The sequence below is a fragment of the Ferrimonas sp. YFM genome (assembly GCF_030296015.1).
Lineage (GTDB): Bacteria > Pseudomonadota > Gammaproteobacteria > Enterobacterales > Shewanellaceae > Ferrimonas.
In genome coordinates this window covers 4,352,066-4,370,653 of sequence record NZ_AP027368.1, presented here as the reverse complement: position 1 = coordinate 4,370,653, position 18,588 = coordinate 4,352,066, and the positions used below count along the sequence as shown (strand labels likewise).

Annotated in this window: 18 protein-coding genes; 7 read left to right on the top strand and 11 right to left on the bottom strand. The window is 59.5% G+C overall.

Annotated elements, in window-relative coordinates:
- Positions 1-15: 15 nt before the first annotated feature.
- The 3 genes from QUE41_RS20205 to QUE41_RS20195 are packed head-to-tail and all read right to left on the bottom strand — an operon-like array spanning position 16 to position 2,463.
- A complete protein-coding gene (locus QUE41_RS20205; protein ID WP_286340749.1) occupies positions 16-1,341 on the bottom strand; it encodes a hypothetical protein in 1,326 nt (441 codons plus the stop codon).
- A 4-nt stretch (positions 1,342-1,345) separates the two neighbouring features.
- Positions 1,346-1,816, bottom strand: coding sequence for a CYTH domain-containing protein (locus tag QUE41_RS20200; RefSeq protein ID WP_286340748.1), 471 nt, complete (start codon positions 1,814-1,816; stop codon positions 1,346-1,348).
- 11 nt (positions 1,817-1,827) lie between these two features.
- The gene (locus QUE41_RS20195; RefSeq protein ID WP_286340747.1) at positions 1,828-2,463 is read right to left on the bottom strand and encodes a hypothetical protein; all 636 of its coding nucleotides are present in this window, start codon (positions 2,461-2,463) and stop codon (positions 1,828-1,830) included.
- Between the two features lie 321 nt (positions 2,464-2,784).
- On the opposite strand from QUE41_RS20195, the gene QUE41_RS20190 reads away from it, so the two are divergent.
- Positions 2,785-4,386: an SLC13 family permease gene (locus tag QUE41_RS20190; RefSeq protein ID WP_286340746.1), complete on the top strand. Its 1,602-nt coding sequence runs from the start codon at positions 2,785-2,787 to the stop codon at positions 4,384-4,386.
- Between the two features lie 36 nt (positions 4,387-4,422).
- The gene (locus QUE41_RS20185) at positions 4,423-5,445 is read left to right on the top strand and encodes a helix-turn-helix domain-containing protein (RefSeq protein WP_286340745.1); all 1,023 of its coding nucleotides are present in this window, start codon (positions 4,423-4,425) and stop codon (positions 5,443-5,445) included.
- A gap of 33 nt (positions 5,446-5,478) precedes the next feature.
- Here the strand turns inward: QUE41_RS20185 and QUE41_RS20180 are convergent, their stop codons facing one another.
- From QUE41_RS20180 to QUE41_RS20165, 4 genes are all read right to left on the bottom strand, one after another.
- Positions 5,479-6,642: a linear amide C-N hydrolase gene (locus QUE41_RS20180; protein WP_286340744.1), complete on the bottom strand. Its 1,164-nt coding sequence runs from the start codon at positions 6,640-6,642 to the stop codon at positions 5,479-5,481.
- Between the two features lie 90 nt (positions 6,643-6,732).
- A complete protein-coding gene (locus QUE41_RS20175) occupies positions 6,733-8,778 on the bottom strand; it encodes a S9 family peptidase (RefSeq protein ID WP_286340743.1) in 2,046 nt (681 codons plus the stop codon).
- A gap of 224 nt (positions 8,779-9,002) precedes the next feature.
- On the bottom strand, positions 9,003-9,401 hold the full coding sequence (locus QUE41_RS20170; protein WP_286340742.1) for a nitrous oxide-stimulated promoter family protein: 399 nt from the start codon (positions 9,399-9,401) through the stop codon (positions 9,003-9,005).
- Positions 9,402-9,492: 91 nt separating this feature from the next.
- A complete protein-coding gene (locus tag QUE41_RS20165) occupies positions 9,493-9,852 on the bottom strand; it encodes a DsrE/DsrF/TusD sulfur relay family protein (protein WP_286340741.1) in 360 nt (119 codons plus the stop codon).
- 59 nt (positions 9,853-9,911) lie between these two features.
- On the opposite strand from QUE41_RS20165, the gene QUE41_RS20160 reads away from it, so the two are divergent.
- The 5 genes from QUE41_RS20160 to QUE41_RS20140 all read left to right on the top strand — a co-directional run bounded on the left by QUE41_RS20160 (position 9,912) and on the right by QUE41_RS20140 (position 13,850).
- The gene (locus QUE41_RS20160; RefSeq protein ID WP_286340740.1) at positions 9,912-11,330 is read left to right on the top strand and encodes a protein adenylyltransferase SelO; all 1,419 of its coding nucleotides are present in this window, start codon (positions 9,912-9,914) and stop codon (positions 11,328-11,330) included.
- Entirely contained in the window at positions 11,294-11,611 is a 318-nt protein-coding gene (locus QUE41_RS20155; protein ID WP_286340739.1) for a DUF3630 family protein, read from the top strand. The genes QUE41_RS20160 and QUE41_RS20155 overlap by 37 nt, the downstream gene beginning before the upstream one ends.
- Complete coding sequence (locus tag QUE41_RS20150) at positions 11,608-12,594, top strand: serine/threonine protein kinase (RefSeq protein WP_286340738.1); 987 nt, start codon at positions 11,608-11,610, stop codon at positions 12,592-12,594. The genes QUE41_RS20155 and QUE41_RS20150 overlap by 4 nt, the downstream gene beginning before the upstream one ends.
- Positions 12,595-12,654: 60 nt before the next feature.
- Positions 12,655-13,266 carry a thiol:disulfide interchange protein DsbA/DsbL gene (locus QUE41_RS20145; protein WP_286340737.1) on the top strand — a complete coding sequence of 204 codons (612 nt, stop codon included), beginning with the start codon at positions 12,655-12,657 and terminating at the stop codon, positions 13,264-13,266.
- A gap of 377 nt (positions 13,267-13,643) precedes the next feature.
- Positions 13,644-13,850, top strand: coding sequence for a DUF1107 family protein (locus QUE41_RS20140; protein WP_028107889.1), 207 nt, complete (start codon positions 13,644-13,646; stop codon positions 13,848-13,850).
- A gap of 4 nt (positions 13,851-13,854) precedes the next feature.
- Here the strand turns inward: QUE41_RS20140 and QUE41_RS20135 are convergent, their stop codons facing one another.
- The 4 genes from QUE41_RS20135 to QUE41_RS20120 form a co-directional block, all read right to left on the bottom strand.
- A complete protein-coding gene (locus QUE41_RS20135; RefSeq protein ID WP_286340736.1) occupies positions 13,855-14,115 on the bottom strand; it encodes a cell division protein ZapB in 261 nt (86 codons plus the stop codon).
- A 227-nt stretch (positions 14,116-14,342) separates the two neighbouring features.
- Positions 14,343-14,756 (bottom strand): cytochrome c3 family protein, encoded by a 414-nt coding sequence (locus QUE41_RS20130; protein ID WP_286340735.1) that lies wholly within the window; start codon positions 14,754-14,756, stop codon positions 14,343-14,345.
- A gap of 14 nt (positions 14,757-14,770) precedes the next feature.
- Positions 14,771-16,327, bottom strand: coding sequence for a flavocytochrome c (locus QUE41_RS20125; RefSeq protein WP_286340734.1), 1,557 nt, complete (start codon positions 16,325-16,327; stop codon positions 14,771-14,773).
- Between the two features lie 319 nt (positions 16,328-16,646).
- Positions 16,647-18,293 carry an HAL/PAL/TAL family ammonia-lyase gene (locus tag QUE41_RS20120; protein WP_286340733.1) on the bottom strand — a complete coding sequence of 549 codons (1,647 nt, stop codon included), beginning with the start codon at positions 18,291-18,293 and terminating at the stop codon, positions 16,647-16,649.
- Between the last annotated feature and the right edge of the window lie 295 nt (positions 18,294-18,588).

Genomic DNA, 18,588 nt, shown 5'->3' with positions numbered 1-18,588 from the left:
AACGGCAATCATCAGCTAGATTTCCGGGGTGATCTGCACCTCCTTGATCCTGTGAATTCCTCGTCTGCTTACCTGTATGCGAAATATTTTCAGTGAGTTGATTTGGTTGTGCTGAGTGTGGAGCATCAGGTACAGGCTGGTAACGCGGTGGACATCCACCCGGCGTGGCTGGTGGGATTCTTCTCTCCACAGAGATTGAATCCTGCTGGGCAGAAGCCGGAGGGGCCGACTCAGGTTAAGTGTAAGATTGTCATGAAACCTGTATGGGCTGTTACTGCCCAGTTCCCGGCTGCATCGGTAGGCGCGGCGGTAGACCCAGGCACCGTCGATACGCAGCGTTTCTCCTGAAGTCATGCGCGAGGCTGCCGTGCTGACCAGGCAGTCGAGCTCCTTTCCCTTGGGCTGGAAATAACTGTCGCGAATCTCCACCAGGTTTTTGCGGATACCGGGTTGAAACAGCAGATAGTGACGCTGATAGAAGCGGGCATAGAACTTGTCCACCAGGAAGTTTCTGCCCAGCTCCTTGATGCGGTCCTTGAAGATGTAGGAGAACACCAGAGAGAAGAAGAACGGCGTACTGAAGTTGCCAAACGCCTGCTGGGTGGCGAAGGCGATGGCGGTGGCGAAGGCCATCGCCAGGGCGGCGGCCAGGCCAAAAATCAGCTGCTCCGCCAGCTTGGTGTCCCGGGATTGTCGACGATTCAATTGATAGGGGCGATCCAATACCCTTTGGCTCAGGGTCAGGCGCTCAAGCATCCGTTCCCTGCCGGCCTCTTCCGGATGATCCAGAGCGACTCTGTATCTCTGGGCATAGAGTCCGACGACCCGCAGGTGCCGTTTTATCCGCTCTCTGAGAGGTCCCCTGGCGCCATGCAGCTCCCTGAGCAGTGCCTGCTGGAAATGAAACAGCAGCAGTTGCCTGGCCAGCTTGAAGCGTCGTTTCTGCCAGGATTGGGTCAGCTCTGGCTTGAGAAACAGCAGGGCCCGCAGCTGTCGGCGGCAGGCCAGCAGGGCTTCTCCCCGTTTGTTGAGAAACTGGGTCAGCAACCCATTGATCAGATCCGCCAACAGCCGTTTGAATTTCGGCTCCTTCAGCAGTCGGCCCTCCCTGAGCAGACGGCCAAAGCGCTTTACCGAGTCGAGTTCGGGTGGATGACTGGAGACCAGTCGCTGTTGCTGGAGCAGGTTGCGATAGAACCTGTCTGCGGTGGGGATGCTGCCGTCGCTGGCCATGGTCGGCGGCAGCAGCAGCTGAGCCTGCCACTGGGCCCGGCGAACACCGGGCGGCAGGACCACCTTGAATTCAAGGTGGTACCTGTCTGCCTGGGCAAGGGTGATCATGCCATTACCACTGGCTGAAGGGGGTCTTCATCAGCATGGAGTTGTAATAGCGGGCGTCGCCGGTGACCTCTTCGCCCAGCCATTGAGGACGGTGAACCTGCTGCTGCTCAGACTCCAGTTCCACTTCGGCGACGGTCAGGCCCAGGTTCTCTCCGTAGAACTCGTCCACCTCGAAGGTGTGGCCTTCGTGGGGAACCAGATAGCGGGTCTTGTCAATGACGCCGGGCTCGCAGATGGCCAACAATGCTTGGGCATCCGCCACACTGATCTCCTTCTCCCACTCGTAGCGGGAGGCGCCGGATTCGCTGCCAATGCCTTTGATGGTGAGAAAGCCCTTCTCTCCCTTGATGCGCACTCGAACCGTGCGCTCGGGGACGCTGCTCAGGTAGCCCTGAACAATGCGGGTTTCCTTGGTGGCCAGGGGCTTAAAGCTGTCGTCTTTGACGCGATATTTGCGTTCGATCTCCAGGGTCATGGTGTCTCTCCTCAGTTGGCCAGGGGTTTGTCGATCATGCCGATGACGCGTTTGATCGCCTGCAGATAGTTGATGTTCTCGACACCTTCCAGGCCAACATCTTTGATGGTTTTCTGGATGTCTTCCAGTTCGGTGGACTCGGAGTTGATGCTGACAATGCTGGCGCCGTTGACCAGGACCTTGGCGACTTCGCAGATGGTGTCATTGACCATATAGCCGTAGCGTTCTTTGTGAACCTTGACCGCCTGCAGGTCGGGGTGGCGGTTCACCAGCTCCAGGAACGCCTCGAGGCTGTATTCATCCTTGGTCAGCTCGGGGGCATCCACCATAAAGGCGGGCAGGATCTCTTCCGCCAATTGGGCACGGCCAACGGGAAACTCCGCCTTCAGTTTGGGATCCCACTGTTCCAGGCCATCCTGCTCGGTCACGAAGGTTTTGATGTCCATCTTGCCGTCACGAATCTTGGTGTTATTCAGGTCGTTGGTTCTGGACATGATGTAGATCTCGTCGCTGTGACGACACCAGACTTTTTCCGGCACCGGCTGGGACAGGCGAGCCATACGCTCTCCAGGCTGGGTAAAGTCCTGGCCAAAGGTGCGGAATTCGAAACGGGGTTTGGAGATCTCTCCGATTTTCAGTTCAGCCATCAGGGCAATCCTTCTTTCGCGGTTCGTGATGATGTTTTCACCATTTATGCTAAGCAGCCTGGCAGAAAAAAGGTGTGACCCAGATCAAATAAGAAACTTATTAGTTTTGACTAGATCATACATGTGCTCCTTTTTGCTTTGTCGTTAATTTTATTTTATTTCTTATATTTCAGTATTTTAATAAATCTATTTGGAGTTGGTTTGAGCTTTGCGGATCTGATCAAAAAAACACTTCCTTGATGTTAAAGTGATCTGGATCCAGGTTTTGCTTCGGCTAAATCGGTAACGTGTCACCAAGGTCAAACAGTAGGCAGACGACAGATGAACGTAGCGAAAGTGGTCAGGGACGATCCCCTGGACATGAGTCAGTATCGAATGGAGCACCTGCCGGTGCGTGCCAAGTCCTCCCTGGAGCAGTGGCTGGAGCAGAGCGGGTTGTTTATCGCTCTGGCGGTGTTTGCTGCCCTGATGCTTGGCGATGTGCCCGGCTTCCTGGCCCAGGTTGACCCACAACTGTTGAGCAAGGGGGCGGCGCTGCGTTATCAGGAGCTGGGGCCGGAAGCCTTTGGGCTGAAAGGACTGGCGATGCTGGCGATCTTCTGTGGGGCGGTGATCCTGTGGATCACCGAGGCTCTGCCCAACTATCTGACCTCCCTCATCGTGATCATTACCATGGTGCTGACCGGGGTACTGCCTGAACGGGTGGCGTACGCCCAGTTGGGGCACCCCATCATGTGGCTCAACATCCTCTCCTTTATTCTGGCGTCCATGTTGGTGACCTCGGGGGCGGCCAAGCGGTTTGCCCTGTGGTTTATCTGTCGCTTCGGCACCAGTGCCACCCCCATCTTCTACAGCTTCATGGTGATCAACCTGGTGCTGTCCGCCTTCATCTCGGCCACCACCGCCAAGGCGGCGATACTGATGCCGATCTTTATGGTGATTGCCGCGGTCTACGGGGCCAGAGGCGGCAACCAGAGGAACAACTTCGGTCGTAACCTGGTGCTGCAGAACCTGCTGCAGATCAACCTCTGCGCCGGCGCCTTTGTGACCGGGTCCGGCGCCAACCTGCTGGCGGCCAGCCTGATCGCCGGCGCCATAGGCGGCAGCTTCTTCTTTGCCGACTGGATGATCGTCGCCCTGCCCATAGTGGTGTGCATGATCCTCATCGGTTGGTTACTTGCCACCCGGGTGTTCTTCCCTCTGGCGCCGGAGGAGCGCCTGCCCCAGATCCCCGGCGGCATGGAGCGGCTTCAGAAGGAGCTGACGGCCATGGGGCCGGTCACCCGGATGGAGATCAAATCCATACTGATCTTCGTCACCATCCTGGTGTTCTGGGCGACTGACCGCTACCACGGTGTCAGTGCCACGGCCGTGGCCTTCATCGGCGCCATTGTCGCGCTGTCTCCCCGCATCGGGGTGGTCAACTGGAATCAGGTGGACATCCCCTGGCACCTGCTGATGTTCTCCGCCGGTGCCTATACCCTGGGAGCCGGTTTCAAGCAGACGGATCTGCCCAACCTGGTGGTGAACGCCGGGCTGGAAACCTTCGGCATGGGCGAGACCACCCCATTCTGGGTGTTCTATGTGGCGCTGACCGGATGCATGCTGCTCAGCTCATTGGTGTTTCAGTCCAAGACCATGAGGACCATGCTGTTTGTGCCCATCGCCATTGGGGTGGCCCAACGTTTCGGCTATCCGGTGATGAGCCTGGCTCTGCCGGTGGCACTGCTGATTGAGCATGTCTATGTGCTCCCCTTCAACAGTAAGCCGGCGTTGCTGCTCTACTCCACCGACCATTACAGCCTGTCGGACACCTTCAAATTTGGCTTTACCATGCTGATGATTGGCTGGATTACCAGTGTGTTACTCGGAGAAACCTGGTTCAGGTGGTTGGGCTACACCCCTAATGGAGTTTTCTGGTAACCTCGAACTCAATTGCAACAAATCAGTGGCACTCTAGTGACCGGAAAAAGCAGTGGCGACATTCGCAGCAAGCTGGCTCTGCTGCAGCTTGCAAAGGAACTGGGCAGCATCAGCCGGGCCTGTGACATCATGGGTTACAGCCGAGACAGCTACTACCGTTTTAAGCGTCAGTATGAGAAGGCGGGAGAGCAGGGTCTGAAGAACCTCTCCCGCAAGAAGCCGGCATTGAAGAACCGGGTCTCCCCCGAGGTGGAGTCTCAGGTGATCGAGATTGCCCTGGATTACCCCAACTACGGTCAGGCCAGGGCCGCCGAACTGCTGACCGCCCGAGGCTGCACCATCTCCCCCTCCGGGGTGCGGGCCATCTGGGTTCGCCACAACCTGGAAACCAAGAAGAACCGACTGCTGGCTTTGCAGAATGCCCTGGATCAGCGCAAGGAGCTGGATCCCGAGTCTCGCCGCAAAGCAGAGGCGCTCTACGAACTCAAGCAGGATCAGATGGGGGTGGAGTGTCGCTATCCTGGAGAGGTGTGCGTTCAGGACACCTTCAAGCTGGGCGAGGTGGGTACCCTGGGCACCCTGTATCAGCACACCTTCCTCGACGCCTACAGCCAGTATGCCCACGGCTGGATCAGCACCAGCAACGACTCTGCCGCAGCCAGCGAATTCCTGCTGAGCCGGGTGGCCCCCTGGTATCGCCAGCACAGCCTGCCCATCTCCAATCTGCTCACCGATAAGGGGGCAGAATTTTTCGGTGGCAAGAGCCTGCCTTATCAGCAGGCCATCGCCGAACTGGAGTGCAACCACATCCACATGCGCGCCTACAACGGTCCTGTGGTCAATGGCCTGGGTGCCCGCTTCCATACTTTGATCTGGAACGAGCTCTATGAGCCCCTGTTCAAGGCGCAAAGGTATGAGGAGTTGGCGCCCATTCAGCAAAAGCTGGATGAGTGGCTGGCCAGATACAACCAGCAGTTCGCCGTGGCAGGGCGTTACACCCTGGGCAAAACCCCCTCTGAGACCCTGGCGGTCAGCCGTCACCTGATACCCAGTAGATGAACCAGTCCGCCCAGGCGGTGACGGCTGGGCCGGTTAGTCCGTTACCTGTTCAGTCTGGGTGGCGTCCTCATACCAGTGGTTCGCCGGGAACAGGTTCAGGTCGCGGATCTCCGTCAGTCCCTCCAGTGCCGTGGCCAGCTCTACCCGGTTGAGCCTGGGGTTGTTGTAGCTGGTGTAGAAGTAGCAGGCGTTCTGGTGGTCGCGAACGGTACAGAACTGGCTGAAGTCATGAGGATTTTTCGGTGGGTTCACCAGCAGCTTGTCCACCGGCCCCCCGTCCTGTCCCAGGCTCAGATTCTCCAGCACCGATCCCATGGGCACCCACATGTTCTGCAGCACCTTGAGGGTTTGCATCACCCTCAGCTGGTAATGATGCTCCTCGGGTTCATCCACGTTGATGGTGGCGCCGGCCTGACGCAGCTTGAAGGCTCGCACAAAGCGCGATTCCGGAGTGGCGTCCGCCGGTACCCCTCGAAGGCCGCTGCCGTTGGCCTGGGATGCCTGCCCCTGTTCATCGAACTCAATGACATTGGTGCAGGAGAGGCGGTTGTAGTTGTTGAGGTTGTTCAGGTGCCAGGAGTAGGCGGGCTGGTTGGTCATCACGCCGTGCTGATTGCGATACAGCTGGGTCTTGCCCTCCAGGCATTCGATGATCAATGAGTGGCCCTTGTTGTCGGTGAAGGCCATGTGCAGGGGCAGCACATGCTCCAATACGCCGGGCAGGGGGTTGGTGACCGCTAACTTGCCTTGTGGGCCGAAATCCCGCTCGATCTCATCCACGCTGGCGTAGTGCCGCAGAATGAAGCCCACCAGCTGGTTGTAGGGCACGCCCTCCTGGTCAGCGTCAGCCACTTCATACTGGGAGCCCACCATATACAGGGCGGCGCCGCTGAGCCCGGCTTGGTTGATGCCGTCGTAGTAGGTGTTCCTGGCCAGGGTCTCGAACTGGCCTTTGAACAGCGCCTTCAGGGCCGGTGTTACCGGATAGTCCCTCAAATCGTCCGACGCCCGAACGGCAGTAAAGCCGTAGGTGTTGCCGGTTGGCGCCGCTGGGCCATCAGGAAAAATGTCCACATTGGCCGGCACCAGCTGCAGCGTGGTGGGAATGATGAAGGGGAAGTCGTGACAGCGGCCCGACAGGTAGGGGTTGTGGTTGCTGATCTCGCCCCAGGGAGCCAGGGTCAGGTGAGTGCACATAGGTTAATCTCCATATTTGCTGTGCCAATCCGAGACCCAGAGTATAAAAAAGGGGAGCCGACAGGCTCCCCAATTTTGATGAAATATCAGTTATTTCTGCTCTTTGCCCAGCACATAGTGCTCGAACCAGGCCAGGTCCCACCCCATCTTGGTCTTGCGGTGGGAGTACTTGCTCAGGCCGTGGCCTTCACCCGGGTAGATCACCAGTTCGGTGGGCACGTTCAGGTAATGGCGCAGAGTGCGGTACAGACCCTTGGCGTGGGGAGCGGGCACCCGCTCATCGTTCTCACCCATGTGAATCAGGGTAGGAGTACGGATGTTGCCGGCGTGGCTCAGGCTGGAGCCATGGGTGTAGGCCTCGGGCTTCTCCCAGGGCAGTCCCTCCATGTAGTTGAGTACATGCCCAGGGGTGTCCTCCAGCAGCCACTGCAGACGCTGATCGAACACGCCGGCACCGGAGCTGGCCGCCTTATAGCGGGTGTTGGTGCTGATCAGGGCGTTGGTCAGGTAGCCACCGTTACTCCAACCCATCACCGCCAGTTTGTCGCCATCGGCGATCCCCTCTTTGATCAGGGCGTCGACGCCGGCTTCGATATCCTTCACCTCAATGTCGTGCTCATTGCCGATGAGATCCACCAGGAACTTGTCACCATAGCCGGTGGAGCCGCGATAGTTGGGGGAGAGCAGTGCCCAGCCCTTGGCGGCAAAGGTGGCGCGCCCGTAGGAGCGGTGTGCCAGGGCGTAGGGAGTGGCGGCAGTCGGGCCGCCGTGGATCTGCACCACCAGAGGCAGAGGGCCGTCAGACTTCTTGTAGCCTGGGGGCAGTTCCAGAATCCCCTCTACTGTGCTGCCATCTGGGGCGGTCCACTGGTAGCGGCTGATCTGAGGCAGCTTCCAGCTGTCGCTCTGGGGGTTGATGTTGGTCACCCGGTGCGGGGTTTTGCCCACCTTACCCTGATAGAGGTCATAGAAGTGGTCCAGGGCATTGTGGCTCATCACCATGGTTTTGCCGCGGCCATCGAAGGCGTAGCTGCCCACCACATAGTCGCCCTTGGTCAGGGTGCGGGTCTTGCCCTGCTTGCCGTCGTCGATGTCGGTGCAGAACAGTTTGACTGAGCCCTGCTCGGCGCCGCGGTAGCACAGCTCATCGGAGCCGGGCAGCCACTGGCTGTCGCTGCCGTTGAGGGTGGCCTTGCCGGGGCGCTTCATGTCCAGCTGCCACTCAACCTTCATCTCATCGTCCAACTGGGCGACGAACATCTGGCCCGGGTGGCCATCGAAGTCGATGCGCCAGGCCAGCTTGTCGCCATCCGGACTCCACTTGGGGTGCATCAGCCAGCCGTAGGGGGAGGGGGCCTGCTCACGCCAGGCGCTGTCCTCCAGCACCAGGTTGTTGCCCTTGGCGATGTCATACACCTCCACGTTGGACCAGCCCTCGAGGAAGATCAGCTCGTTGTCCGTGGTGGTGACCCGGGCCAGGCGCTGGCCGTCGGCGCTGATGTCGAAGTCCCACACCACCTTGTCGTCATCCAGCACCAGTTCCTGGCGGAAGTTTTGCAGATCCAGCTTGTAGAGAGGGTTCACCTTGACCGTGCCGTGGCCGTAGTCCGGTCCCTTATTGGCACTGCGGTGCTGGGTGAAGGCGTCCTGTTCGGTGTGGTCACGCACCCCGGTAAACCACAGCTGGCCATCCGCCAGTTCGAAGTGGCGCACGCCATTGACTTCGCGGGTCAGAGGCACCGCTTCGCCACCGCTCAGGTGCATGCGGAACACCTGGGACTTGCCGTTGTAGGGAGGCTGCTTGCCTTCGCCGCGCTTCTCCCCTCTCAGGAAGTAGAGGTACTTGCCGGCCGCGTCGATGCGGGGCTGAGACTCACGCTCGGGGGTGAAGGTGAGACGCTCGGGCATCTGGCTGCCCAGCTGCACCCGCCACAGATCGTTGAGGCTCTTGTCAGCCGCTTCGTCCCAGTAGCTCTGGACCCAGACAGCTTGCTTGCCATCGGCGCTCAGCTGCACCTGGCTCATGCCGTTGATGGTGAAAAAGTCGTCCAGGGTGATGTCGTGGTGACGTTCGGCCAGGGCGGGTTGGGCAAACAGGGCCGCCGCGATTGCCGCGGGGAGCCATCCTCTCTTCATGGGTCGTGTCCTTGTTGTGATTGTTGCCGTTGAGCTTACCCAAATCTGCCGCCCCAGAGTAGGGGCGACAGGGGGATTTTTGCCAAAGGGTTAAAGAGTCAGGGCGACCCTGTGTCTGTTTGAGTGAAAGGCCGGTAGGTTCAGATTGGATTTGGGGTAGAGGCTTACTGTCCCGGTGAGGATTTTTGGGCAAAAAAGGGCGCCAATTGGCGCCCTTTTTCGTACTAAGGTTGCAGCGGCCGAGGTCGGCTGCGGCGACGGCGGTTGGCCTGCATCGGAGGGCGCTCCGGCACCGGGCGGCGGCTGTCGGCAATGTGCTGGATGGCGGCCAGGGGGTGGCGCAGGATCATCCGCGGACCGGCATAGCGCATGATCACCCTGGCTTGTTGACGCTCGGCCGGCTTGTAGCAGTGGATGGGGCAGTTGCCACAGGTGGGCTTCTCCCCGCCATAGGGGCAGCGGTCCAGTTTCTTCTCGGCGTAGGCCAGCAGCTCGCCGCACTGGGGGCACAGGCCAGTTTGTGGCTCACTGTCGCTGCAGTTGGCCCGACAGTAGAGGCGGGTCATCTTGGCCATGGTCTGGTATTCACGGGCCAGCCGCCCGGTCAGAAATTCGCTTTTCATCCAATACCCCGGTTCATTGCTCAGGTATGGTGGTATCTTAAAAAAGCATCGACAATGCCTCTACAGCCTTGGGTTAGATTTGCGAAGGGGATCAAATATGGATCACCTTGTCGCTACTGAGGGTCCACTGGCTCAGCTCCACCAGGGTGCCGATCTTCACCCCGGGGATCAGTCGTTCTTCGGAGATGCCACGGGCCTCGACGCAGGTTTTGCACAGGCTGACCGGTACCCCCTGGGCCATCAGCAGCTCCAGCATCTGGCCGATGTGGTAGCTGAGATCCGGGGTGCTCTGGCCGGACAGGGCGGCGCCCACGGCGTCGGACATCAGGAACAGGTGTTGCTGAATCGGGGTGTCGGCGTGTTCCTGCAGCGCCAGGGCGATGCGCAGGGCGTTGTAGAGCTTCTCGGAGCCATAGGGGCTGTCGTGGGCCACCATCAGGATAGAGGTCATGATCACTCCAGTTGGGATAACAGATCCCGCTATTGTGACAGAGGGATATGGGAGAAAGTGTGCTGAAGCTAACATCGGGAATCAATCAGGCGGTAGCGGGATTGGCTGAGGAGGTCCAGCCTGTGCCCCTGGCAAACCCGACCTTGCTCGGTTGGAGTGAGCAGATGGCCTCCACCCTCGGACTGGGGGAGTGCAGCGAGGCGCTTTTGCGTCAGCTCAATGGTGAGGGACCTTTTCCATTGGCGCCGACCGCCCAGGTCTATTCCGGCCACCAATTTGGTGGCTATACCCCCAGGCTGGGCGATGGCCGGGGTTGTCATCTGGGGGAGGTCAATGGCTGGGAGCTGTTCCTCAAGGGCAGTGGCCCCACACCCTACTCCAGAGGCGGAGACGGCCGGGCGGTGATCCGCTCAGCGGTGCGGGAGTTTCTCGCCAGCGAAGCCCTGCACCACTTGGGTATCCCCACCTCCCGGGCCCTGGCGGTGTTGGCCTCGGACACGCCGGTGTTTCGTGAGCAGCCTGAGCGGGGGGCGATCACCGTCAGGGTGACGCCCAGCCACCTGAGGTTTGGTCACTTCGAGTACTTCCGCCACAGCCAGCAGCCTGAACGATTGCAGGCGCTGCTCGATTACGCCCTGGCCCGTTACTTCCCCCAATGCCAGCAACAATCGGACCCTGTGTCGGCCCTGTTCCTAGAGGTGTGCGCGCGTACCGCAGAGACCATCGCCGACTGGCAGGCGGCGGGGTTTGCCCACGGGGTCCTCAACAGTGACAACATGTCCCTGCTCGGGGAGACCTTCGACTATGGCCCCTTTGCCTTTATGGACCGCTGTGATCCCGGCTTCGTCTGCAATCACTCGGATCACTATGGCCGTTACGCCTTCGATCAGCAGCCGGGCATCGGTTGGTGGAACCTGCAGCGGCTGGCGTTGGCCTTGAGTGATCATCTGAACAGCGAAGTGATGCCTCAGGCACTGGAGGTGTATCAGAGCCGGCTGACCGCCCGTTACCTGTGGCGGATGGAGTCACGGCTGGGGGTGACTGGAGAGGGGGAGCTTCAGTCCAGGCTGGACCGAATGGCTGCCCTGGTGGGGATGATGCAAAGAGCCGGAGTGGATTACCACAGCACCCTGAGGCTGTTTGCCCGGCTCGATCCCCAGGATGAGGGGGGCGAGCTGCAGGTCCGCCTCGGCGGTGACGATGCCTGGGCGCAGTGGTGGCAGCAGTACCGGCAGGCGCTCTCCTTCACCGAGTTGGGGGCCTGGCAACAGGCCCGCGCCCGGGCCAATCCGGCGGTGGTGCTGCGTACCCATCTGGCCCAGGAGGCGATCGAGGCGGCGGAAAGGGATGACGCCGGGCCGCTAATGGAGTTGCATCGGGCCCTGTGTCATCCCTATGATGACCATCCTGAGACGCCCCACTACTCCGAGGACCCCCCTTCATGGGCCAGCAGCATCACCCTCTCCTGCTCCAGTTAGGCCGCGCTCACTTCGATGCCGACGCGGGGCAACTGCGCTGGCAGGCCAGCCTGACCGAATCGAGCCTGGGGGAACTTGCCGCCCAGCTGGCGAGGGCCCTGGATTGCCAGATTGGCGAGCACCAGTGGGGGGCGGATCGCCACTGCTGGTCCCTGGAGTTTGAAGGGGCCAGGCTGAGGCTTCAGTATGAGGCGCTGTGTGACAGCCTCTGGCTGGAGGCGGAACGCCCCGAAGAGGCGGATGTCGTCGCCTTCCTGGCGCAACTTTGGAATCAACAATGACCCAAGCCCAATTTGATTTTCACTCCCTGGGACCGGACTGCATCCTCAATGCGGTGGAATCCATGGGGATCTACCCCGACACCGGCCTGCTGCCCCTGAACAGTTATGAGAACCGGGTCTACCAGTTTCGGGCCGAGGATGGCCGCCGTTATGTGGTTAAGTTCTACCGGCCTCAGCGCTGGACTGTGGATGCGATCCTCGAGGAGCACGCCTTTTCCCATGAACTGGCCGATGCCGAGGTGCCGGTGGCCGCCCCACTGCGCATCGACGGAGAGACCCTGTTTGAACATCAGGGCTACCGCTTTGCCCTGTGGGACAGCATCGGCGGGCGGGAGTTTGAGGTGGACAACCTGGAGCAGCTGGAGCAGGTGGGCCAGTTCCTCGGCCGGCTGCATCAGGTGGCCCGTGGAGGGCAGTTTGCCCACCGGGCACCGCTGAACATCCACACCCATGGTCACCAGCCCCGTCAGGTGCTGGAGCAGCAGGCGCAGCTGCCCGCGCACATCGAGACCGCCTTCTTCACCGTGCTGGACCAGGTGTTGGAGCAGGTGACTCAGGCGCCCTGGGACCAGGCCCAACAGCGCCTGCATGGGGACATGCACCCGGGCAACATCCTGTGGACACCCGATGGTCCGGGGTTTGTGGATCTGGATGATGCCCGCACCGGTCCGGCGGTACAGGATCTGTGGATGATGCTCTCCGGCGACCGCAGTCAAAGGGTGATGCAGCTGGATATTTTGCTGGAGGGATATGAAACTTTTTGCGACTTCAACCACTCAGAGTTACAGCTGGTGGAGCCACTGCGGGCGCTGAGGATGATCCACTACCTCTCCTGGTTGACCCTGAGATGGAGTGACCCGGCCTTCCCCCGTAACTTCCCCTGGTTCGGCACCGGCCGATTCTGGGAGGAGCAGGTGCTGGCGCTCAAGGAGCAGCTGGCGGCCCTGCAGGAGCCGGCGCTGTCGCTGACACCGGGCTATTAGTTTGCCCCGGGCTGTGGCACAGTAGTTGCCAATTCAACCCTTTGATTCAGAGTAGAGATTATGAAGAAACTATTCGCCATCCTCTTCGCCCTGGTGCTGGCCCCCATGGCCATGGCCGCCCAGTTTGAAGAGGGAACCCACTACAAGGTGGTCAGCCAGGCCAAGGTGCAGGGCCAGCCAACGGTAACCGAGTTTTTCTCTTTCTACTGCCCCCACTGCTACACCTTCGAGAAGGTGCACCTGCCCAACCTGAAGAAGGGGCTGGATGAGGGGATCAAGTTTGAGCAGAAGCACGTGGACTTCATCGGTGGCCCCATGGGCGTGGAGATGACCAAGGCCCTGGCGGTGATGCAGACCCTCAAGGTGGGTGACCAGGTGAAAAAGCCTCTGTTCTCCGCCATTCACGATGCCCGTAAGCAGTTCTCCACCGGTTCCGATGTGAAGCAGCTGTTTGTGGACAACGGCGTTGACGGCGACAAGTACGATAAGGCGATGAACAGCTTTATGGTGAACGCCAAGGTGAAGAAGTGGAAGAAGGAGCAGATCGACTCCGGTATCCGCGGTGTGCCCGCGCTGATCGTCAACGGCAAGTATCAGGTGGAGATGGGCAGCCTGGAGAGCGCCGAACAGCTCAGCGAACTGGTTAACTACCTGGCCAAGAAGCAGGATTGAGGCTTAGCCTGACGATTCTGAGAGGGCGCCTTGGGGCGCCCTTTTTGTTAATGGATGTTTCTGCATAATGTATACACATTTCAGTAACAAAAAAAAGATCGGTGAATCACCGATCAAAAAGCGGAACCGACCCCACGGCCTCTCAGCCCCATACCCCTCGAGGGCGCAGTACTGACTGCCGGTGTCCGCGGTTAGGAACACTGCGTCAAGCAAGGTAACAAAGTTGCAACATCTTGCCAAATGAGCAGGCGTCAAATTATCGCTACGGATCCCTTTGGGCTAATCTGATCGCAGTACGTTGTATTGCGTATAAAACCAAATACAATTGCGGCGGTCTGATAGTTTGCGTCAGTCAGAATATAACAAGGAATTTGACGGTGAGAATTTTCCCAATCTACGCACCAAGGATGATTGCCAAGCACGCCAGGGTGTTCAGGGACGGAGTGGTGCTGGTGAAGCACATAGGTCGGCTTGAGTTCAAAGCGGGGCGTTTCATCATGCCCAGACACTCGCTGCCCAAAGTGAGAGATGTGATCAACGAATTGAACGGACTGCTGCAGCCAGAACCCGCAGCAGCCGGATAACGATTTAGGCCAGCTCGCTCAGACCCGGAGCGGGCTGATTGCTGTCATCGGCCTGGGACAGGCGATTGAGCAGGCCCTCTGCCTTGCTGTTCCAGGCTTGCAACTGCTGCTCCAGTTCGCGGTTGCGCGCTTCCAGCTCTGCCGCCTTCTCTGCCATCTCCTGGGCACGGGCGCGCTCTTCTTCCAGCTCCATCTGCTGAAGTTCAATGGTCTCAAGCGCACTCTGAACGCGAGACTCCAATTTATCTAATAGATCTAAGCTCATAGGACTTTACTGCTTAAGGGTTTGAACAGAGTCCGATTCTAGCAGTGCCCGGGGCACTGATCACGGTATTTCGCCCCTCTCTCTTGCCTTTAGTGGCCGGATCTGCTGGTTGCGGCGCCTGCCAATGCCAGAATCGGCCAAAATTTCTTCAACCCATAAAAAATGCCCACTGATGTGGGCATTGGCGGTGAGATGATGATGAAACCTGTGGGGCGTCCTGCCCTGGGTTATTTGCGCTTGAGCTCGGGGTATTTGAACTCGTGGCAGTTGTTGCAGTACACCTCGGTCTTCTTGTGCTGGGCGTGGCAGTAGACACAGCTCAGATCCTGACCATAGTGCAGGCTGTCATGGGGGTTGGGTTCGTAGGCGGCGCCGTGACCGGGACGTTCGGTCTCCTCGGCCAGGTCCTCCTTGCTGCCGTGGCAGGTCAGGCAGGCGTCCTCATCCGGGATGGTGTAGGGCTTGCTGTCGCCGTGGCAACTGCTGCACTCCACGTTGCCTTTGTCGTCGCTGAAGATCTCCTTGTGATAGGACTTCAGCGGCATCTTGGCGGCCATGGCGGGCAGTGACAGGCCGACGGTGGCGGCCATCAACAGGGCGGCCAGGGAGGGGATGGCTTTGATCATGGTTGCTCTTTTCATGGATTGGGTGCTCCTCAGGCCAGCTTCAGGGAAACGGCGTCTGCCTTGACGGCGCTGCGAGCGGCATTACGGCCGGTCACTACCCCTTCGGCCACGGCGCAGGCGCCCAGTCGGGAGGCACCGTGGATGCCGCCAGTGGCTTCACCGGCGGCGAACAGGCCAGGAATCGGTTTGTCAGAGATCAGGTGCAGCACCTGAGAGTGGGTGTTCACCCGGACGCCGCCCATGCAGTAGTGCACCTTGGGCCACATGCGCACCGCGTACCAGGGGCCTTGGGTCAGCTCGAATGCCTTCATCAAGGGGCGGCCAAACTGCTTGTCTTCGCCATCGCGCACATACTGGTTCCACTGGGCCACCTGGGCCTTCAGCTTCTCCGCCGGGATGCCGTAGAGGCCCGCCAGCTCCTCCAGGGTGTCCGCCTTCTTGATCACGTCGTACTTCAGACCCCACTCCAGGGTCTGCGCCTTGGCCGCGCCCTTTTCATTGGTGAAACCGACGGGGTAGACCGGTTGGCCCTGCTCGTCCCGGCGGGTCATGATCGCCTCTGCCCGGGCTTTGCGATCCGCCAGTTCGTTGAAGAAGCGTTCACCGGTGCGAACGTCGACCACGATGCCGTTCTGATAGGTGGCGGCGGTGTTGAACTGAGAGGCGGTACCGAAGCCTTTTTCATCCGGGGAGGACCAGGGGCCCAACTGGATCTGGTCCAGGTGGATGGGGTTGGCGCCGATCAGCATCATCTGCTTGAGGGCGTCAGCGTTGGCGCCAGGATGGTTGGTGGAGTCCAACTCAGAGGTGAGCCTGGGCTGCTGCATCTGGCGGAAGGGGATGTCCCGACCAAAACCGCCGGTGGCCATGATCACCCCTTTGCGTGCCCCCAGCAGTTTGTCACTGCCGGTGCGCTCTTTGGGGAAGAAGTAACCGCTCTTGACCTTTACACCAATCACCCGGTGTTGTTCATCCTGGACGAAGGCGGTCAGTTTGCTCTGCTTGTACATGGTGACGCCCGCCTTCTTCGCTGCCGCAATCAGGGGACGAATGATGCCGGCACCGGAGCTCTCTCTGGTTTGCAGAACCCGGGGCACAGAGTGACCACCGAAGTGCTGAACGAAGGGCTTCCACACGGTGCCGTAGCTCTCCAGCCAACGGGCGGATTCGGCGGTACCGTCGCACACCAGCTTCAGCATCTCCACATCGTTCATGCCGCGGCCGGACTTGAGCATGTCGGACACCATCAGATCCACGCTGTCTTCGATGCTGGATTTGGCCTGAAGGCCGGAACCTGCGACGGCCATGGCGCCGCCATTGATGGTGGAGTTGCCGCCGAATACCGGCATCTTGTCGATAACCAGTACCTTGGCACCCTCTTCGGCGGCCTGAACGGCGGCAGACATGCCGGCAAAACCGGAACCGACCACGATGATGTCGAAGATCTCGTCAAACTTGGGGCTGGGGGATGAGGAGGCGGCGGCGCTCGGGCCGGCAACCATCAGGCCGCCCATGCCGGCGGCCAGGGCGGCACCCTGCTTCAGCAGCGCCCGGCGGGAGGGGTTGGTGTTGTGTTGGTGACTCATAGTTAATTCTCCAGTGCACCTTGGCAAAGTGATGCCTGAACACTGCAGTGGCCGTGCCACCCTGGCCAGGTGGGGGGAAAAGGCCCAGATTCATGAGCCGCCCCACATAAGCACGAAATGTCGGCTTAAGGCGTCACGAGATATGGTGATTGATTACGAGTTGTTGGAGTGATTTTCGTAAGTTAAGTGTGGATTTGGAAAGTTTCTTATCTGTTGTTGGCGGGTCTTTGTGATGCGGATCTTTCGATTGCGACATTTGGTGATTTCGAGGAACGCAAAAGCCGGCCCGAGGGCCGGCTTTACCAGGGTGAGATAACCCTTAGTAGGCTTTCACGAACTCGGAAGAGGCCTGGAAGTCAGGAGTGTAAGGACGATCCTTATCCACGAACTTAACCAGTTTGCGGTACTCCTTGTACATCTTGCCGGTGTCTTTACCCAGCTTCAGCTTGGGGTTGTCCATCTTGCGCAGGTCAATGGCCTGGGCAGAGTGGAACAGCTCGAGGCCGAAGATGTAGCTCATGTTGTCGGCAATCTGGATCAGGTTGTCGGACGCCAGCTTCAGGTTGGTGAAGGTGTCTTCGATGTTGCCGGCGATGGCCACACCCTCGAAGCTGACAGGCTGAGCCAGCTGCTTGTTGCGTACGTGCAGATCTACGTAAGCCTTCTGAACCGCACCGAAAGCGTGGCCCATGTTACCTGGCGCAGTCAGGAAGCGGGGCAGGTGGGTGAAGTGGTCGTCAGACAGTCGGGTGGTGCGCATCACGGAGTTGTGAGACACCTGGGTCATGGCCACACTCAGCTGCTGTACCGCCATGGCCACAGGCAGAGGGTTGAAGTTGGTGGTGGGGAACACACCGCCCTTGCCGTCGATCAGGTACTTGGCCACCTGAGGCTTGTTGACGTACTCCTTGCCTGGGTTCAGAACCACGGCCGGGTTGTCGTCAGAGGCGTTGATGTGGATGCTCAGCATCTTCTCCAGCTCGTCTGCCGCCTTTTCGGCCATGGCAAAGGTGTAGCCGGAGGTGCGGAAGGAGAGGGGATCCTGCAGAGGACGATCCTTGTTCAGCTCCCACAGGTAGGAACCGTCCAGTTTGTTCAGGATGGTGTCGGCAGTGGCCTGAACATAGGGGAAAGGACGCACGTCGTTGGTCTGGGGCAGGAAGGGGGCAACGTTGCCATTCAGGCCTTCCAGAGACAGGCCAAACAGGGTGGGGGCCACGTCCAGAACCTGCTCGGAATCCTTCAGTGCCTGCATGGCGTAGGCGGTGGCGAAAGAGTTGTTGGAGAGGATGGAGAGGGCATCCTTACCGATGGGAGACAGAGGCTTGATGCCTGCCTTCTTCATCGCCTTGGAGGAGCTCATGCGCTCGCCCTTGTAGTACACATCCCACTCACCCAGCATCGCCAGGCCTACGTGAGAGGCCATCAGGATGTCCGCTTCGCCCACGGTGCCCTTGGAGGGAACCACGGGAACGATGTCATGATCCAGGTAGGCTTCATAAAGATCGGCAACCACAGGCTGTACACCGGTCTGACCGTGCAGCAGGGTGTTCAGACGGACCACCATGCCCAGGCGAACCAGTTCGGCTGGCATGGGTTCACCCACAGCGGCGGAGTGGGCACGCAGGGCGTTATACTGGAATTCGCGGGACGCTTTCAGGGCTTCTTCGGTCATCTCGCCGGAGGCGTCAAACAGCTTGTGGTCCTTGTTCAGGCCCACACCTACGGTCAGGCCGTAAACGGGCTTGCCCAGGCGTGCGGCGGTCATCAAAGTGTCGAAGGCTTTGTCCAGACGCTTGTGGGCTTTCTTAGCGATGTCCACGTTGGCGTCGCCTTTGGCGATGGCCCACGCCTGATCAAGGGTCATGTCGAAACCGTTCAGGGCGATGGTATCCTTGGCCAGGGCGCTACCGGCGCTCAGGCTAAGGGCAAGGGCAAGTGCGACTTTACTCGTTACAGCTTTCACTTCACTATCTCCAGCTTATCTATTGTTAGTCTGCGATGGACAGGGGGGTTCCCTCGTCTCTTGCCCTGAGGTTGCAGCTAGTGTGCCAGCCGTGCCAAAGGGAGGTTTTGGCCGCAGAACTATGATCGGCGGCCCCGAGCTACGATATCTCGTACATCCGTTTACTGGATATCGTGGTTATCTACGAAATCTAACCAAGGGCTTTATCTGGCTGAGAGTGTGGCATCGTCACACCAAAGGAATAAGATGCCTCGGCCTAATGATGTGAACAATATCAAAAAAAATCGTACTTTGT

Excerpts from the sequence above, each read along its gene's own strand:
- QUE41_RS20205 (WP_286340749.1), bottom strand. The coding sequence starts at position 1,341 with ATGATCACCCTTGCCCAGGCAGACAGGTACCACCTTGAATTCAAGGTG.
- QUE41_RS20200 (WP_286340748.1), bottom strand. The coding sequence starts at position 1,816 with ATGACCCTGGAGATCGAACGCAAATATCGCGTCAAAGACGACAGCTTT.
- QUE41_RS20195 (WP_286340747.1), bottom strand. The coding sequence starts at position 2,463 with ATGGCTGAACTGAAAATCGGAGAGATCTCCAAACCCCGTTTCGAATTC.
- QUE41_RS20190 (WP_286340746.1), top strand. The coding sequence starts at position 2,785 with ATGAACGTAGCGAAAGTGGTCAGGGACGATCCCCTGGACATGAGTCAG.
- QUE41_RS20180 (WP_286340744.1), bottom strand. The coding sequence starts at position 6,642 with ATGTGCACTCACCTGACCCTGGCTCCCTGGGGCGAGATCAGCAACCAC.
- QUE41_RS20175 (WP_286340743.1), bottom strand. The coding sequence starts at position 8,778 with ATGAAGAGAGGATGGCTCCCCGCGGCAATCGCGGCGGCCCTGTTTGCC.
- QUE41_RS20170 (WP_286340742.1), bottom strand. The coding sequence starts at position 9,401 with ATGAAAAGCGAATTTCTGACCGGGCGGCTGGCCCGTGAATACCAGACC.
- QUE41_RS20165 (WP_286340741.1), bottom strand. The coding sequence starts at position 9,852 with ATGACCTCTATCCTGATGGTGGCCCACGACAGCCCCTATGGCTCCGAG.
- QUE41_RS20155 (WP_286340739.1), top strand. The coding sequence starts at position 11,294 with ATGGGCCAGCAGCATCACCCTCTCCTGCTCCAGTTAGGCCGCGCTCAC.
- QUE41_RS20150 (WP_286340738.1), top strand. The coding sequence starts at position 11,608 with ATGACCCAAGCCCAATTTGATTTTCACTCCCTGGGACCGGACTGCATC.
- QUE41_RS20145 (WP_286340737.1), top strand. The coding sequence starts at position 12,655 with ATGAAGAAACTATTCGCCATCCTCTTCGCCCTGGTGCTGGCCCCCATG.
- QUE41_RS20135 (WP_286340736.1), bottom strand. The coding sequence starts at position 14,115 with ATGAGCTTAGATCTATTAGATAAATTGGAGTCTCGCGTTCAGAGTGCG.
- QUE41_RS20130 (WP_286340735.1), bottom strand. The coding sequence starts at position 14,756 with ATGAAAAGAGCAACCATGATCAAAGCCATCCCCTCCCTGGCCGCCCTG.
- QUE41_RS20125 (WP_286340734.1), bottom strand. The coding sequence starts at position 16,327 with ATGAGTCACCAACACAACACCAACCCCTCCCGCCGGGCGCTGCTGAAG.